The organism is Streptomyces sp. NPDC054842, assembly GCF_053611025.1.
On sequence record NZ_JBSGZN010000006.1, the window covers coordinates 125223 to 138611 of the forward strand.

16 protein-coding genes and 1 tRNA gene are annotated in these 13389 nt (G+C 71.6%); 4 read left to right on the plus strand and 13 right to left on the minus strand.

Annotation, left to right across the window (positions count from 1 at the left end; translation table 11 throughout):
• Nucleotides 1–93 precede the first annotated feature (93 nt).
• Entirely contained in the window at nt 94–867 is a 774-nt protein-coding gene (locus tag ACWGIS_RS06995; protein WP_453361358.1) for a TetR/AcrR family transcriptional regulator, read from the plus strand.
• A 136-nt stretch (nt 868–1003) separates the two neighbouring features.
• Here ACWGIS_RS06995 and ACWGIS_RS07000 read toward each other — a convergent pair whose 3' ends face one another.
• Together ACWGIS_RS07000 and ACWGIS_RS07005 are read right to left on the minus strand one after the other, a co-directional pair.
• Nucleotides 1004–1474, minus strand: a complete 471-nt coding sequence (locus ACWGIS_RS07000; RefSeq protein ID WP_453361359.1) for a PPOX class F420-dependent oxidoreductase — start codon at nt 1472–1474, stop codon at nt 1004–1006.
• Nucleotides 1475–1483: 9 nt separating this feature from the next.
• Complete coding sequence (locus ACWGIS_RS07005) at nt 1484–1834, minus strand: STAS domain-containing protein (protein WP_453361360.1); 351 nt, start codon at nt 1832–1834, stop codon at nt 1484–1486.
• Nucleotides 1835–2071: 237 nt separating this feature from the next.
• Between ACWGIS_RS07005 and ACWGIS_RS07010 the strand changes: the two genes are divergently transcribed.
• Nucleotides 2072–2797, plus strand: a complete 726-nt coding sequence (locus tag ACWGIS_RS07010; RefSeq protein WP_453361361.1) for a GAF and ANTAR domain-containing protein — start codon at nt 2072–2074, stop codon at nt 2795–2797.
• Nucleotides 2798–2825: 28 nt separating this feature from the next.
• Nucleotides 2826–3590: an ANTAR domain-containing protein gene (locus ACWGIS_RS07015; protein WP_453361362.1), complete on the plus strand. Its 765-nt coding sequence runs from the start codon at nt 2826–2828 to the stop codon at nt 3588–3590.
• Between the two features lie 70 nt (nt 3591–3660).
• Here the strand turns inward: ACWGIS_RS07015 and ACWGIS_RS07020 are convergent, their stop codons facing one another.
• From ACWGIS_RS07020 to ACWGIS_RS07030, 3 genes are all read right to left on the minus strand, one after another.
• Nucleotides 3661–4482: a YceI family protein gene (locus ACWGIS_RS07020; RefSeq protein ID WP_453361363.1), complete on the minus strand. Its 822-nt coding sequence runs from the start codon at nt 4480–4482 to the stop codon at nt 3661–3663.
• Nucleotides 4483–4603: 121 nt separating this feature from the next.
• Nucleotides 4604–7120 carry an MFS transporter gene (locus tag ACWGIS_RS07025; RefSeq protein WP_453361364.1) on the minus strand — a complete coding sequence of 839 codons (2517 nt, stop codon included), beginning with the start codon at nt 7118–7120 and terminating at the stop codon, nt 4604–4606.
• 19 nt (nt 7121–7139) lie between these two features.
• Nucleotides 7140–7640 (minus strand): MarR family winged helix-turn-helix transcriptional regulator, encoded by a 501-nt coding sequence (locus ACWGIS_RS07030; protein ID WP_453361365.1) that lies wholly within the window; start codon nt 7638–7640, stop codon nt 7140–7142.
• Nucleotides 7641–7973: 333 nt separating this feature from the next.
• Between ACWGIS_RS07030 and ACWGIS_RS07035 the strand changes: the two genes are divergently transcribed.
• Complete coding sequence (locus tag ACWGIS_RS07035; RefSeq protein WP_453361366.1) at nt 7974–8168, plus strand: hypothetical protein; 195 nt, start codon at nt 7974–7976, stop codon at nt 8166–8168.
• Nucleotides 8169–8193: 25 nt separating this feature from the next.
• Here ACWGIS_RS07035 and ACWGIS_RS07040 read toward each other — a convergent pair whose 3' ends face one another.
• The 8 genes from ACWGIS_RS07040 to ACWGIS_RS07075 form a co-directional block, all read right to left on the minus strand.
• The gene (locus tag ACWGIS_RS07040) at nt 8194–8943 is read right to left on the minus strand and encodes a hypothetical protein (RefSeq protein WP_453361367.1); all 750 of its coding nucleotides are present in this window, start codon (nt 8941–8943) and stop codon (nt 8194–8196) included.
• Nucleotides 8944–8981: 38 nt separating this feature from the next.
• Nucleotides 8982–9899, minus strand: coding sequence for an RNA polymerase sigma factor SigF (locus ACWGIS_RS07045; protein WP_453361368.1), 918 nt, complete (start codon nt 9897–9899; stop codon nt 8982–8984).
• A 244-nt stretch (nt 9900–10143) separates the two neighbouring features.
• Nucleotides 10144–11166 (minus strand): RNA polymerase sigma factor SigF, encoded by a 1023-nt coding sequence (locus tag ACWGIS_RS07050; RefSeq protein ID WP_453361369.1) that lies wholly within the window; start codon nt 11164–11166, stop codon nt 10144–10146.
• Between the two features lie 200 nt (nt 11167–11366).
• The gene (locus ACWGIS_RS07055) at nt 11367–11660 is read right to left on the minus strand and encodes a Dabb family protein (protein WP_355796263.1); all 294 of its coding nucleotides are present in this window, start codon (nt 11658–11660) and stop codon (nt 11367–11369) included.
• Nucleotides 11661–11704: 44 nt separating this feature from the next.
• The gene (locus tag ACWGIS_RS07060; RefSeq protein ID WP_453361370.1) at nt 11705–11884 is read right to left on the minus strand and encodes a hypothetical protein; all 180 of its coding nucleotides are present in this window, start codon (nt 11882–11884) and stop codon (nt 11705–11707) included.
• Between the two features lie 187 nt (nt 11885–12071).
• Nucleotides 12072–12156, minus strand: a tRNA-Ser gene (locus tag ACWGIS_RS07065).
• A 61-nt stretch (nt 12157–12217) separates the two neighbouring features.
• Nucleotides 12218–12649 carry a tRNA adenosine(34) deaminase TadA gene (tadA, locus tag ACWGIS_RS07070; protein WP_453361436.1) on the minus strand — a complete coding sequence of 144 codons (432 nt, stop codon included), beginning with the start codon at nt 12647–12649 and terminating at the stop codon, nt 12218–12220.
• 69 nt (nt 12650–12718) lie between these two features.
• Entirely contained in the window at nt 12719–13264 is a 546-nt protein-coding gene (locus tag ACWGIS_RS07075; protein WP_453361437.1) for a tRNA adenosine deaminase-associated protein, read from the minus strand.
• Between the last annotated feature and the right edge of the window lie 125 nt (nt 13265–13389).

Here is a 13389-nt window from a genome sequence, read left to right on the forward strand (position 1 = left end):
CGCTCGGTATCGGGAGGGAAGGTCCGGGGGATTCCGGTCCCCACCTCGGGAAACCAGAACCGCAGGGTCCCCAAGTTTCGAGAAAGGTGCGCCATGGTGAGGGCAGCCGACCGGGCCGGGCGTCCGGCGCGGACCAGTGTCTGGTTGGACGGCAAGGCGGCCCGGGGACGCACGGCGCGCGGCGGCGGCCAGCCGTCGGGGCTCGACCGGGACCGCATCACGCAGGCCACCGTGCGGCTGCTGGACGCGGAGGGCCTGGCCAGGTTCTCCATGCGCCGCCTCGCAGCCGAGCTGAACGTCACCGCGATGTCGGTCTACTGGTACGTCGACACCAAGGACGATCTGCTCGAACTCGCCCTGGACGCGGCCTTCGGCGAGCTGGACCCGCCCGACGCCGGATCGGGCGAGGACTGGCGCGACCAGTTGCGCTCGCTGGCCGCCGGCTACCGGGCGCTGCTCGTGCGCCACCCGTGGGTGTCGCCGCTGATCGGCAACTTCCTCAACATCGGGCCGCACTCGATGGCCTTCTCGCACTGCGTGCAGCAGATCATCCGCGACACGGGGCTGCCCCCGAAGGGCCGCACGGGCGCCCTCTCGGCGGTCTTCCAGTTCGTCTACGGCTTCGGCACGATCGAGGGCCACTTCGTGCAGCGCTGTGCCTCTGCCGGGATGACCCAGGACGAGTACTTCCACCAGGCCATGAGCAGCATCCGCGACCGGCCGGAGTTCGCGGAGCAGTTCGAGGACGCCGCGGACCTCATGGAGGCCCGCGGCGGCGACACGGTGGAGGAGATGCGCGAACGCGACTTCGCCTTTGCGCTGGAGACGCTGATCGCGGGCATCGAGGCGATGGTCGCCAGGGGCTGACCGCGCCGCCCCCGAATCAGTCCCGCGAGGCCCGCCGCGCGGTCCGGGTGCGTCCTGCGGGACGCGCCGCCTTCCCCACAAGTCCCGCGGGGCGCGCCGCTCCCGGATCGGTTCCGCTGACCGTGCCGCTCCCGGGTCAGTCCTGCGGGGCGAGCCGCGCGGGGAAGCCGCCCGTCGCCACCGGTCCCCACCGCTCGGGCGTGACGCGGATGATGGACTTGCCCTGCTTGCGCATCGCCTCCCGGTACTCGTCCCAGTCCGGGTGCTCCCCCGCGATGTTGCGGTAGTACTCGACGAGCGGTTCGACGGAGTCCGGCGCGTCGATGACCTCGGCGGTGCCGTCGATCTGGACCCAGGGCCCGTTCCACTCGTCGCTCAGCACGATGAGGCTGACCCGCTCGTCCCGCTTGGCGTTGCGGGTCTTGGCGCGCTCCGGGTAGGTGGAGACGACGATGCGTCCGGAGTCGTCCACGCCGCACGTCAGGGGGGAGCCCTGGGGGCCGCCGTCGGCCCGCCGGGTCAGCAGGACGGCGCGGTGCCGGGGCCGTACGAAGTCGAGCAACTCGTCCAGGGCGACGGAGGTGTTCGTCGCGATGTTGGGTGCCATGCGGCCAGCCTAGGACTCGATCGCCTCGGCCAGGTCGTCGTACACGGCGACGTCCCGGCGCAGCCCGGTCAGCTCCAGGACGCGGCTCACCAGTCCGTCCGGCTCGGCCACCACGCGCAGCTCGGTGCGCGGCGGGTGGTGCAGCTGTTCCCGCACCTCGTTGATGAGGCGTACGCCCTGTGAGTCCATGAAGGCGGTCCCGGTGAGATCCAGGACGAGCAGGCGCAGTCGGTCCCTCCGTGTGTTCACCACGCCCATGGTCCCGGCGTACACGGCGTCGGCGTTGGAGATGTCGATGTCCGCCGGCAGCGTGACGAGCGTGCAGTTCGGCAGGTCACGTGGGGTCGGGGAGAAGGTCATGGCAACTCACCTGAAAGACATGTGTCCGGATCCGATGAGGCCGCTTCCTGACCTGTACGGCCATTCCACCACGGGCGCGGGTCACTTCGGAAGCTCGGCCACCGAGCCGCAACCTCACCCCATCGGAGCAGCTAAAGTGCTGTTCGTCCTGTGCTCGCAGTCGGGAATGTGCTGCGGAGCTCTCCTGCGCATGGCGCTGGGGCCTGTCGTCGAACGACGACGGGATCCTGGCCATGCATGCCGAAGAGGTTCGTGGTGGCTGCGTCCGACTTTACTGAATTGCCCCGTTTCGCGACGGGTTTCGAGCTGGCCGAAGCTCTGACGGTGGCCGCTCAGCAGCTGCATGAGACCTCCACGGCGAACGGCACCCTGCGCACCGCGGCCCGGCTCGCCGTGCACCTCCTGCCCGGCGCCGAGCACGCCGGTGTCTCCGTCATCGAGCGCACCGCGCACCGGCAGACCCTCGCCTGGACCGACGACGTCGTCCGCTCCGCCGACGCCCTGAACGCCGGCCGGGAGCACGACGGGTACTGGAACGGGCTGTGGAGCGCGCCGGTCGCGGGAATCGAGGACAGCGGCGACGACGAGGACGGCGAACTCACCCTGTCCGGCCTCGGACTGCGCTCCGTGCTCTCCCTGCGCCTGCGCGCAGACCGCCGCCGGGTCACCGTGCTCACCGTCTACGCGCGCAAGCCGCGGGCCTTCGACGACTCGGCCACCCGCATCGGCCGGCTGCTCACCGCGCACGTCAGCATCGCGCTGGAGTCGGCGACCGTACGGGAGCAGTTGACCGAGGCCATGCGCACCCGCGACCTGATCGGCCAGGCCACGGGCATCCTCATGGAGCGCCTGGACATCGACGCGGCGGAGGCGTTCGACAGCCTGGTGCGGACCTCGCAGCGCGAGAACGTGAAGCTCCGCGACCTCGCCGGGCGCATTGTGGAGGCCAGGGACCAGGCGTGAGCGGGTGCCGACGGGATATCCGGTCTGTATGAGACCCCCAGCGGATCCACCCCGGTCACCGCGGGCCGCCGCGGCGGACGCCGGCCCCCTCCACGAGGCGCTGGCTCAGAGCGGCGGCCTCGACACGCTGCTCAAGGACCTCACGGAGCGGGCGGTGCTCGCCGTCGAGGGAGCGGCGGCGTGCAGCATCACCGTCCGGCGCGACGGACGGCTGCTCACCCTGGCGGGCACGGACGGACTGCCGAGCGGACTCGACCAGCGCCAGTACGAGAACGGCGACGGGCCCTGCGTGCGGGCCGCCGCGGCGGACGTCGAACAGTACGCGCCGGACCTCGCGCGGGAGACCCGCTGGCCCTCCTACACCGAGTACGCGCTCGCGCAGGGGGTCCGCTCGGTCCTCGCGGTGCCGCTCGACGTCGACGGCGAGACCGACGCGGCGCTCAATCTCTACGCCGTGACGGAGCACGCCTTCGACGGCCGGCGGACCACCGCCCGGGAGTTCGCGGCGCGCGCCTCCCAGGCGATCAACGCGGCGCTGCGCATCGAGCGGCAGCGGGCGTCGGCGGGGGACGTCCGGGCCGCTCTGCTCTCGCGCAGCGTCATCGACCAGGCGGTCGGCATCCTCATGGCGAAGGAGCGCTGCGACGCCCGGGTGGCGCTCGACATGCTGCGCCGCGCCTCGCAGGACTCGAACGTCAAGCTGAGGGACCTGTGCGGGGACCTGGTGGCCCGGGTGGCCGGTGCCCCGGTCCGCGACGGCAGTGCGCCGGGCGGCTCCCGGACCGGCGGCTGAGCCACCGGCCCGGCGCGGCAGGGAGGCCGCCTCACGCGCCGTCAGACGGCCGACAGCGCGGTACCCGCCGTCAGACGGCCGGCAGGGAGTCGCCCTGGACCGCCTGGATGTCGAGTTCCACCCGCAGCGTGGTGCCGATGGCGGAGATGCCCGCCTGGAGCACCTGGTTGTAGTTCATCGCGAAGTCCTCGCGGCGCAGCTCCGCGGTGGCCCGGAACGCGGCCCGCGTGCCGCCCCACGGGTCGGCGCCGGTGCCGAGGTAGGCCAGGTCCAGGTCGACGGGGCGGACGACGCCGTGCATGGTCAGCTCGCCGTGCACCGTCCAGCGGTCGGAACCGGCGAGGGTCAGCCCGGTCGAGCGGTAGGTGATCTGCGGGTACTTCTCCACGTCGAGGAAGTCGGGCGACGTGAGGTGCCCGTCGCGCATCGCGTTCCCGGTGTCGATGGAGGCCGCGGAGATCACCGCCTCCACGCGCGACTTGGCGACCTCGTCCGGGGCGATCTCGATGAGACCCGAGAACTCGGTGAACCGGCCGCGCACGCTGGAGATGCCCAGGTGCTGGGCGACCGCGCCCACGGAGGAGTGCACCGGGTCGATGGTCCAGGGGCCCGGCGGGGGCAGTTCGGTGCCGCCCTGGCGGGTCAGGACGACGTTCCCCACGTCGGCCCGCCCGCTCGCCGTGACGATCGCGCTGGACGCGGCGGGGGCGTACCCGACCGCGGTGACGATGACGGTGTACGCGCCGGGCGCCAGGGCGGTCGTGTCCCGCACGGCCCCCTCGGCGTCGGCCTCGGCCCGCACCACCTGGGTGCCCGTCATGTCGGTCACCGTGACGACCGCGTGCGACACGGCCCATCCGTCCCGCGTGCGGATCCTTGCGGTCAGTCCCATCCCGTTTTCTCCTTGCAAGCCAAGCTGTCCTGACCGGCGGGGCCGGCCGGACCGGTCGAAAAAGAGACCGGCCCGCGGGGCGCACCTCCGCTCGGAGTGCGCCCCGCGGGCCGGGGCCGAACTACTCGCCCGGGTGGGAGAGCTCGATGTCGTGGCCGTCGGCGCCGGAGCCGTTCACGGTCAGCGAGGTGGCCACCGGCGGGTAGCCCGTCGCGATGACGGTGTACTCGCCGCCGTCCAGGTCGGTGAAGGCGTACGCCCCGTCGGCGCCGGTCCGCGCCGTGCCGACCACGTTGCCGGCCGCGTCGACCAGGGTGACCCGGGCGTCGCCGAGCGGACCGCCCGGCGCCCGGACGACACCCTGCACGTGGGCGCCGGGGCTGAGTTCGACCTCGACCCGGGTGACGCCGGTGCCGCCGACCTCGACGGGCAGGGCCACCGGGCGGTGCCCCGCGGCGTTCACCGCGACGGTCACGGTACCGGGGACCAGCTCGGCGAAGGTGAACTCGCCCTGCTCACCGGTGGTTCCGGTGGCCAGCACGTCGCCGCGCACATCGGTCACGATGACCATGGCGTTCCCGACCGCGGTCTGGGAACCGGCGGCCCGCACCACACCGCTCAGCCCGCTGGTGCCGCTGAGCAGGATGTCGTACGCGACCGGCTCGTCGTTGACGACGATCGTCGAGGCCTGCGGCTGGAAGCCGTCGGCGGAGGCGATCAGGACGTAGGAGCCGGTGCCGGGCGCGTCCACCGCGTAGGCGCCGTCGGCCTGCGCGACCGACCGGCCGAGCTGCCGTCCCGCGAGCGAGATCAGCGTCACCGCGGCCCGCGGCACGGGCGCGCTCTCGGCGCCGCGGACGTGGCCGCGGACCGGGATGCCGGCGGACCCGGGCAGGGTCCCGGTCGCGGCCGTGGCGACCGCGCCCGGCCGCTGCGTGCCCTCGGGGCCCGCGTCGGCCGTGTCCGTCCGGGCGGCGGACCGGCTCGCGGTCTCGACGGCGGGGGACTCCGCGGCGGCCGGGACGGCCGCATTGCCGTCGGCCTCGGCGGCCGCCTGGGCCAGACCGCCCGAGGTCCGCAGCGGGACCTCCTTGATGAACAGGGTCACGAAGAAGGCGATCAGGGCCGTCGCCGAGGCGATCAGGAAGACGTCCGCGATGCCGTGGCCGTACGCGCTCTCCATGACCGTGCGCAGCGGGCCGGGCAGCGCGTCCATGTCCGGGATGCTGCTGTCGGAGCTCGCCGCGGAGGCCGCGGAGGCGTACTTGGGGCCGAGGTCGCTCAGTCCGTCCCGGGCGTAGTCGCCGATCCGGTTGGCCATCACGGCGCCCAGCGCGGAGACGCCGATGGCACCGCCGAGGGACCGGAAGAAGGTGACCGTGGAGCTGGCCGCGCCGAGGTCGGAGGGGGCCACCTGGTTCTGCGTGCACAGCACCAGGTTCTGCATCATCATGCCGATGCCGAGACCCATGAGCGCCATGAAGACCGCGATGTGCCAGTACTCGGTGTCGTACCGGATCGTGCCGAGCAGACCCAGTCCGGCGGTCACCAGGACGCCGCCGCTGACCAGCCAGGCCTTCCACTTGCCGGTCTTGGTGATGACCTGGCCGGAGACCGTGGAGGAGACGAACAGGCCGCCGATCATCGGGATGGTCATGACGCCCGACATCGTCGGGGACTCGTCGCGGGCCAGCTGGAAGTACTGGCTGAAGAAGACCGTGCCGGTGAACATCGCGACACCGACGAACAGCGAGGCGATCGAGGACAGCGTGATGGTGCGGTTGCGGAACAGGCGCAGCGGGATGATCGGCTCGCTCGCCCGGGACTCCACGAGCACGAAGAGCAGTCCGAGCACGACCGCGCCGGCGAGCATCGTGTAGGTCTGCCAGGAGATCCAGTCGTACTTGTCACCGGCGAAGGTGACCCACAGCAGCAGCAGGGAGACCGCGGCGGAGATGAAGAACGCGCCGGCCCAGTCGACCTTGACGTCCCGCTTCACGACGGGCAGGTGCAGGGTCTTCTGGAGGACGATCAGCGCGATGACCGCGAACGGCACACCGACGTAGAAGCACCAGCGCCAGCCGAGCCACGAGGTGTCGGTGATGACACCGCCGAGCAGCGGACCGCCGACGGTGGCGACGGCGAAGGTGGCGCCGAGGTAGCCGGAGTAACGGCCCCGCTCACGGGGGGAGATCATCGCGGCCATGACGATCTGCGCCAGGGCGGACAGCCCGCCGACGCCGATGCCCTGGACGACCCGGACCGTGATCAGCATGCCCGCGTTCTGCGAGAGGCCGGCCACCACGGAGCCGAGGACGTAGATGATCAGCGCTATCTGGACGAGCGCCTTCTTGCTGTAGAGGTCGGCCAGCTTGCCCCACAGGGGCGTGGTGGCCGTCATGGCCAGCAGCGAGGCCGTGACGACCCAGGTGTAGGCGGACTGGCCGCCGCCCAGGTCCCCGATGATCTCGGGAAGGGCGTTGGAGACGATCGTCGACGACAGGATCGCGACGAACATGCCGAGCAGCAGCCCGGAGAGCGCCTCCATGATCTGCCGGTGCGTCATCGGAGCGCCGTCGGAGGACCCACCTCCGTGCTTGGCGTGAGCCCGCACACCGGCTGGTGTGGTCGTTGCCATGGGCTTCCTTCTCTTACGTTTACGCGGGTGTACGGGTGGTCGGTTCTGTCGCGTACGAGTGCGGGGGCGCCGGGCGGTGCGGCGCGGTGCCGCGGCAGTCGCCGAAGCTCTCGCGCAGCCGGCCCATGAGCTCGATGAGCAGACCGACCTCGTCGTCGGACCAGTGGCTCAGCCGGTCGGCCAGCAGCTGCGACGACCTCTCGGAGAGCTCGTCGAGCCGGTGCCGGCCCGCGGCGGTGAGGCGCAGGATGCGTGAGCGCTTGTCGGCCGGGTCGGGGGACCTCTCGATCCAGCCCCGGTCCGCGACGTGGGCGACGTGGCGGCTGGTCACCGACATGTCCACGGAGAGCAGCTCGGCGAGCCTGCTCATCCGCATGTCGCCGTGCCTGCCGAGCAGCGTCAGCACCGCGGCGGAACCCGCCGGGCAGTCGTGCGGCAGGATCCGCCCCATGTCCCTCTTCACGGCACCGATGGCGCTGAGCTGACGAGCGAGTTCCTCGTACTGCGCCTGCTCGGCCATCGCACCTCCCGTATTCGTTGCTTAGGGCAACCATAGAGACAGTTGGTTGCCACAGGCAAACGAAATCGGATCGATCGCCCTAAAAACTTGGCAAAGGCAAGCATTGGCAACCGTAAATCCGCAGGTCAGGGGCGTAAGCGGTGCCCTCGGCGACCGTCCGGCCGGTACGGCACCCGAGCGCGGGTCCCCCGGCCCGGCTGCCGGAAACCCTCCCGAGAGCCGGCGAAAGGGTCCGCGAGCGGGTCGGGAGCGCGACCCCGGACCCCGGGTGGACGGCCTGAACGGGAGCCCGGCACTTGGGCGGTCGGCGCGCATTCGCTAGGGTCCAGGGCCATGGCAAACACCCAGGGCCCCGAGGGCAACTACGACCCCGCGGGTAGCACCCAGATGTTCCGGGCTTTCGTCGACGAGGGCCCCCAGGCGCGTCGGCAGCAGGCGGTTCAGTCGGGCCCCCGCATCGGCCTGATCCTCGGCGTCGTGGCCGCCGTGGTCGTCGTCGCCGCGGTGGCCTGGCTGGCGCTCTCGTAACCGGCGGCCCGCCCCGAGGGGCGGGCTACCGCCACCGCACGGACACGTCCCGCGTCTCGACGTGCATGCCCAGCGGCACCCGCCAGGCGTCCACGCACACCGTCCAGGTCCGTTCCTCCGCGGCGCCCGCCGCGATCGGCGCCGGCAGGTCCTCGGTCGACTCGACCGTCGCCCAGTCGATCCCGAGCGCCCCGACGACATGCGTCCCGAACGTCACCGTGCCCGAACGCACCGCCGTACCGCCGGTGTTGCGGAAGGCGACGGTCACCTCCTCGCACCAGCGCCGCTCGCCCGCGGCGCGCCGCGGCTCTCCGGCGGTGAGGACGGCGGGCCCGGCCGGGGGACTCGCGGTCGCCGTACCGCCGCCCGAACCACCGTCCGGACGCCCGGAGTCACCGCCCCCGCCCGCGGGACCCGGCCGCTCCGTCCCGCGTTCCCCCGTGGCACCGGGACCCCGCGTCTGAGCACCCGGCGACGGTGTGGTCCCCGCACCGGAGGCCGGTGAGCGCGCAGGGCCCGAACGCCCCCGCTCCGGGCGCCCGTTGAGGGCCGGTGGCGAGGTGCCGCCCTTCTCGTCCAGCGGCGCCAGCGTCACGTCCCCGGTCGGGGCCGCGGCCCCGGACGCACCGGGCGGACCGCCCGCCGGACCGACCGCCACGTATCCGCCGCCGTGCCCGCCGCCCCCGCAGGCGACGGCCACGGCACCCAGGCAGACGACAGCCGCCGAGGCACCCAGCAGGGCGCCTCGGCGGTCGCGTATCGGGAGTCGACGCATCGCGCCAGTGTGGCTGACGGTGCGTCAATTATGAAGACTCAGTCGGAGATGAGGCCTTCCCGCAGCTGGGAGAGCGTGCGGGTGAGCAGCCGGGAGACGTGCATCTGCGAGATGCCGACCTCCTCGCCGATCTGCGACTGCGTCATGTTCGCGAAGAAGCGCAGCATGATGATGCGGCGCTCGCGGGGCGGCAGCTTGGCCAGCAGCGGCTTGAGGGACTCGCGGTACTCGACGCCCTCCAGGGACGGGTCCTCGTAGCCGAGACGGTCCGCGAGGGAGCCCTCGCCGCCGTCGTCCTCGGGGGCCGGGGAGTCCAGCGAGGAGGCCGTGTACGCGTTGCCCACGGCGAGGCCGTCGACCACGTCCTCCTCGGACACGCCGAGGACCACGGCGAGTTCGGCGACGGTGGGCGAGCGGTCCAGCTTCTGCGACAGCTCGTCGCTGGCCTTGGTGAGCGCCAGGCGCAGCTCCTGGAGGCGGCGCGGGACCCGCACCGACCAGGAGGTGTCGCGGAAGAAGCGCTTGATCTCGCCGACGACCGTCGGCATCGCGAAGGTCGGGAATTCCACGCCGCGTTCGCAGTCGAAGCGGTCGATCGCCTTGATCAGGCCGATGGTGCCGACCTGGACGATGTCCTCCATCGGCTCGTTCCGGCTGCGGAAGCGGGCCGCCGCGTACCGCACGAGCGGGAGGTTGAGCTCGATCAGGGTGTCGCGTACGTAGGCGCGCTCGGGGCTGCTCTCGTCGAGCGCGGCGAGCCGCAGGAACAGGGAGCGGGACAGGGTGCGGGTGTCGATGGCTCCCGAGACCGGAAGGGCCGGGACGGCCGCCTCCTGGTCCGGGAGGGCCGGGACGGCTTCCTGGTCCGGAAGGGCCGGGACGTCATGAAGCACGTCGGGCGCCGAGTCGCTCTTGGCGAGCGTGAGCACCTTCGAGCTGCCCTGATCTGCGGACATGCCACCCCCTTTGGGTCGCGGACGGTCGCGGCGGACGCTCCCGTCGGAGGAACGCAGCCTCCACCTGAATACCGGCGGCGAGGCCGCGGCAAACGCGCTTCCGGCAGAATGTCACATGTCGGCAACACGCTGTAGTGACATGTCGACATGGGAAGGGTGAATCGGCCCTGGAAAAAGGGGGTCTGACGGTTTATCAGTGCAGAACCGTCGGAAAAAAGCCCGCTGAGCGATTCGCTCCCGCGAGTTACGCCTCGATCCTGTTTGCGGATCGCAGACGCGCGAAACTACGGGCGAGAAGCCTTGACACATGCATCTGGGACACACCCAGTTCGGCACTGATCTGCGACTGCGTGAGATTGCTGTAGTAGCGCAGCAGCAAGATCCGCTGCTCCCTTTCGGGCAGCTGTACGAGAAGGTGGCGCACGAGGTCGCGGTGTTCCACCCCGTCGAGCGCCGGGTCCTCGTAGCCGAGCCGGTCCAGCAGCCCCGGCAGCCCGTCGCCCTCCTGGGCGGCCTCCAGTGAGGTCGCGTGGTACGAGCGCCCGGCCTCGATGCAGGAGAGGACCTCCTCCTCGGAGATCCGCAGCCGCTCGGCGATCTCGGCGGTCGTCGGGGAGCGCCCGAAGGCCGTCGTCAGGTCCTCGGTGGCGCTGTTCACCTGCACCCACAGCTCGTGCAGCCGGCGCGGCACGTGGACCGTGCGGACGTTGTCCCGGAAGTACCGCTTGATCTCGCCGACGACGGTCGGCATGGCGAAGGTCGGGAACTGCACGCCCCGGTCGGGGTCGAAGCGGTCGATGGCGTTGATCAGGCCGATGGTGCCGACCTGGACGACGTCCTCCATCGGCTCGTTGCGGCTGCGGAAGCGGGCGGCGGCGTACCGGACGAGCGGCAGGTTGGCCTCGATCAGCGCGCCGCGCACCCGCCCGTGCTCGGGGCTGCCCGGCTCCAGCTGCTTCAGCTGCCCGAACAGCACCTGGGTCAGGGCCCGGGTGTCGGCGCCCCGGCGCTTCTCCGGCGCGGGGGCGGGCTGCTCCTCTGCGGCGGGCGGCTGGACCGGAGCGGCCGGCTGGACCGGAGCGGGCGACTGCGCCGGCGTGGCCGCCGGGGAGGGCGAAGAGGGAGAAGAGGGAGAAGAGGGGGTGGACGGCCGGGCGGGCACGGACGACTGGGCCGGGGCGGAGGCCGGGGCCGGCGACCGGGGGCGGTCCTGGGCCCGGGCCTGGTCGGGGGCTTCCTCCTGGGGTGGCGCAGTACTGGCCGACACGGTCAACGCCACCTCTTCATTCGTCAACGATCCGTCGACGTCTCCGTCAACTCATCCGTCAAAAGCGGTCATAGCATCACAAGACATGTGCACTGTGTGCAAGCACCCCATAACACCGTGTTGGTAACCACTGCGGGCATACGACATAAAAGGGCCCCCCGCCGGTCGCGGCGGGAGGCTCCTGGAACGGGTGACGCGGCTCAGAAGGGATAGTCGGCGATCACCCAGGTGGCGAACTCCCGCCACAGTGCGACGCCCGCCTGGTGCGCGGGGTGCTCCAGGTACCGCTTCAGCGCGTCCGTGTCCGCCACCGCCGAGTTGATCGCGAAGTCGTACGCGATGGGCCGGTCGGTGATGTTCCAGTCGCACTCCCAGAACTCCAGTTCCGGGATCTGCCCGCCGAGCGCGCGGAAGGCGGCCACGCCCTCGACGACGCGGGGGTCGTCGCGCTGGACGCCCTCGTTGAGCTTGAAGAGGACCAGATGGCGGATCACGTGCGCTCCCAGGGGTACGGCGGGCGGCCGCCCGGCGCCGGGCCCTAGTCCTGGGCTCCGTCGGCGATCCACGTCATGAAGTCGCCGACCGCCTGAGCGGCGTTGGAGATGCCCTCGAACCCTATCTGGACGTAGTCGGCGGCCTGCTCGGGGTCGGTGATGATCACGTAGAGCGCGAAGACCACGAGTGCGTAGACGGCGATCTTCTTCGAATTCACCGCCACCGCGGCCTCCCCTGTGCCTGCTGTGCCTGCTGCGCCCCGGTGGGCCCCCTGTTGCCGGCGGTGAGTGTAACCCGCCCAGGTGTTCGGGCACCCGCACATGATCACGCGTCCACCGGCCCCTCACCTCGCCTCCCGAAGCGGGCGGAAAGCACGAAGGGCCCCGTCTCGCGACGGGGCCCTTCAGAAGCGGTAGCGGAGGGATTTGAACCCTCGGTGACTTGCGCCACACTCGCTTTCGAGGCGAGCTCCTTCGGCCGCTCGGACACGCTACCGAGGGAGACCCTACCCCAAGGTGGGCCGTGGTCAGAAATCCGTTTCGGAGATCCCGGGCGGTCACCGCGCCCGGAAGAACTCCGTCAGCAGACGCGCGCTCTCACCGGCCAGGACACCCTCGATCACCTCGGGCCGGTGGTTGAGCCGCCGGTCGCGTACGACGTCCCACACGGAGCCCGCCGCGCCCGCCTTCTCGTCGCGCGCGCCGTAGACGACCCGGTCCAGCCGCGACTGCACGAGCGCGCCCGCGCACATCGTGCAGGGCTCCAGGGTGACGACGAGCGTGCAGCCGGACAGCCGCCACTCGCCGGTGCGTTCCGCGGCCCTGCGCAGGGCCAGGACCTCGGCGTGCGCCGTCGGATCGCCGGTCGCCTCACGTTCGTTGTGCCCCGCCGCGAGCACCGTCGTGCCGTCCGGGGACAGCACGACGGCGCCGACGGGGACGTCCCCGCCCCCCGTGGCCAGCCGGGCCTGGTCCAGGGCGAGCCGCATCGCGGCCCGCCAGGGATCACGTACGGGATCGGGCGGGGACGTCTCCTCAGCGCTGCTCACCGGGGGAACCTAACGGACGGTCTCCAGGACCTCCGCGGCCCCCAGCGCCTCGGCGATCGTGTTGAGCGCGTCGCCCTCGTGGAGGAGGAGCAGTTCCTTCTCACCGACGCCCAGGTCGGCGAGGATCTCGCGGTCCCCCACGGGGCTGTGCGGCACGGCCTCGCCGGACGTGCCGGCCACTTCTTCCACTTCGTCGTCGGGGTCCTCTCGCTCACCGTCTTCCGTGCCGTCGAGGTCGAGGGAGTCCAGATCGGGGACGTCGTCGTCACCGGGCTCCCTTCCGAGAAGTTCGTCCGTGAGCAGGATCTCGCCGTACGAACTGCGGGATGCTGCGGCGGCGTCCGAGACGTAGATACGAGGGTCCTCCTCGCCGTCCACGCGGACGACCCCGAACCATCCGTCCTCCTGCTCGATGAGGAGGAGGACCGTGTCGTCGTCGACCGAGGCCTCGCGGGCCAGGTCGGTGAAATCCGACAGGGTCTCCACATCGTCGAGCTCTGTGTCGCTCGCTTCCCACCCGTCTTCGGTGCGCGCGAGCAGTGCGGCGAAGTACACCGTGACTCTCCCACTGGTCATAGGCGTGCCGGTTGGGGGTCCCCCCGGCGGAGGCTGTGGGCGGAGGCGCTGCTGCGAGCCCCACCCACTCGGAATCGTGGCAGAAACAGAGCGTCCAGGGGACG

Coding starts and splice junctions, on each gene's coding strand:
- ACWGIS_RS06995 (WP_453361358.1), top strand. CDS start 94: ATGGTGAGGGCAGCCGACCGGGCCGGGCGTCCGGCGCGGACCAGTGTC.
- ACWGIS_RS07000 (WP_453361359.1), bottom strand. CDS start 1,474: ATGGCACCCAACATCGCGACGAACACCTCCGTCGCCCTGGACGAGTTG.
- ACWGIS_RS07005 (WP_453361360.1), bottom strand. CDS start 1,834: ATGACCTTCTCCCCGACCCCACGTGACCTGCCGAACTGCACGCTCGTC.
- ACWGIS_RS07010 (WP_453361361.1), top strand. CDS start 2,072: ATGCCGAAGAGGTTCGTGGTGGCTGCGTCCGACTTTACTGAATTGCCC.
- ACWGIS_RS07015 (WP_453361362.1), top strand. CDS start 2,826: ATGAGACCCCCAGCGGATCCACCCCGGTCACCGCGGGCCGCCGCGGCG.
- ACWGIS_RS07020 (WP_453361363.1), bottom strand. CDS start 4,482: ATGGGACTGACCGCAAGGATCCGCACGCGGGACGGATGGGCCGTGTCG.
- ACWGIS_RS07025 (WP_453361364.1), bottom strand. CDS start 7,120: ATGGCAACGACCACACCAGCCGGTGTGCGGGCTCACGCCAAGCACGGA.
- ACWGIS_RS07030 (WP_453361365.1), bottom strand. CDS start 7,640: ATGGCCGAGCAGGCGCAGTACGAGGAACTCGCTCGTCAGCTCAGCGCC.
- ACWGIS_RS07035 (WP_453361366.1), top strand. CDS start 7,974: ATGGCAAACACCCAGGGCCCCGAGGGCAACTACGACCCCGCGGGTAGC.
- ACWGIS_RS07040 (WP_453361367.1), bottom strand. CDS start 8,943: ATGCGTCGACTCCCGATACGCGACCGCCGAGGCGCCCTGCTGGGTGCC.
- ACWGIS_RS07045 (WP_453361368.1), bottom strand. CDS start 9,899: ATGTCCGCAGATCAGGGCAGCTCGAAGGTGCTCACGCTCGCCAAGAGC.
- tadA (WP_453361436.1), bottom strand. CDS start 12,649: ATGCGGCTCGCCCTGGACCAGGCCCGGCTGGCCACGGGGGGCGGGGAC.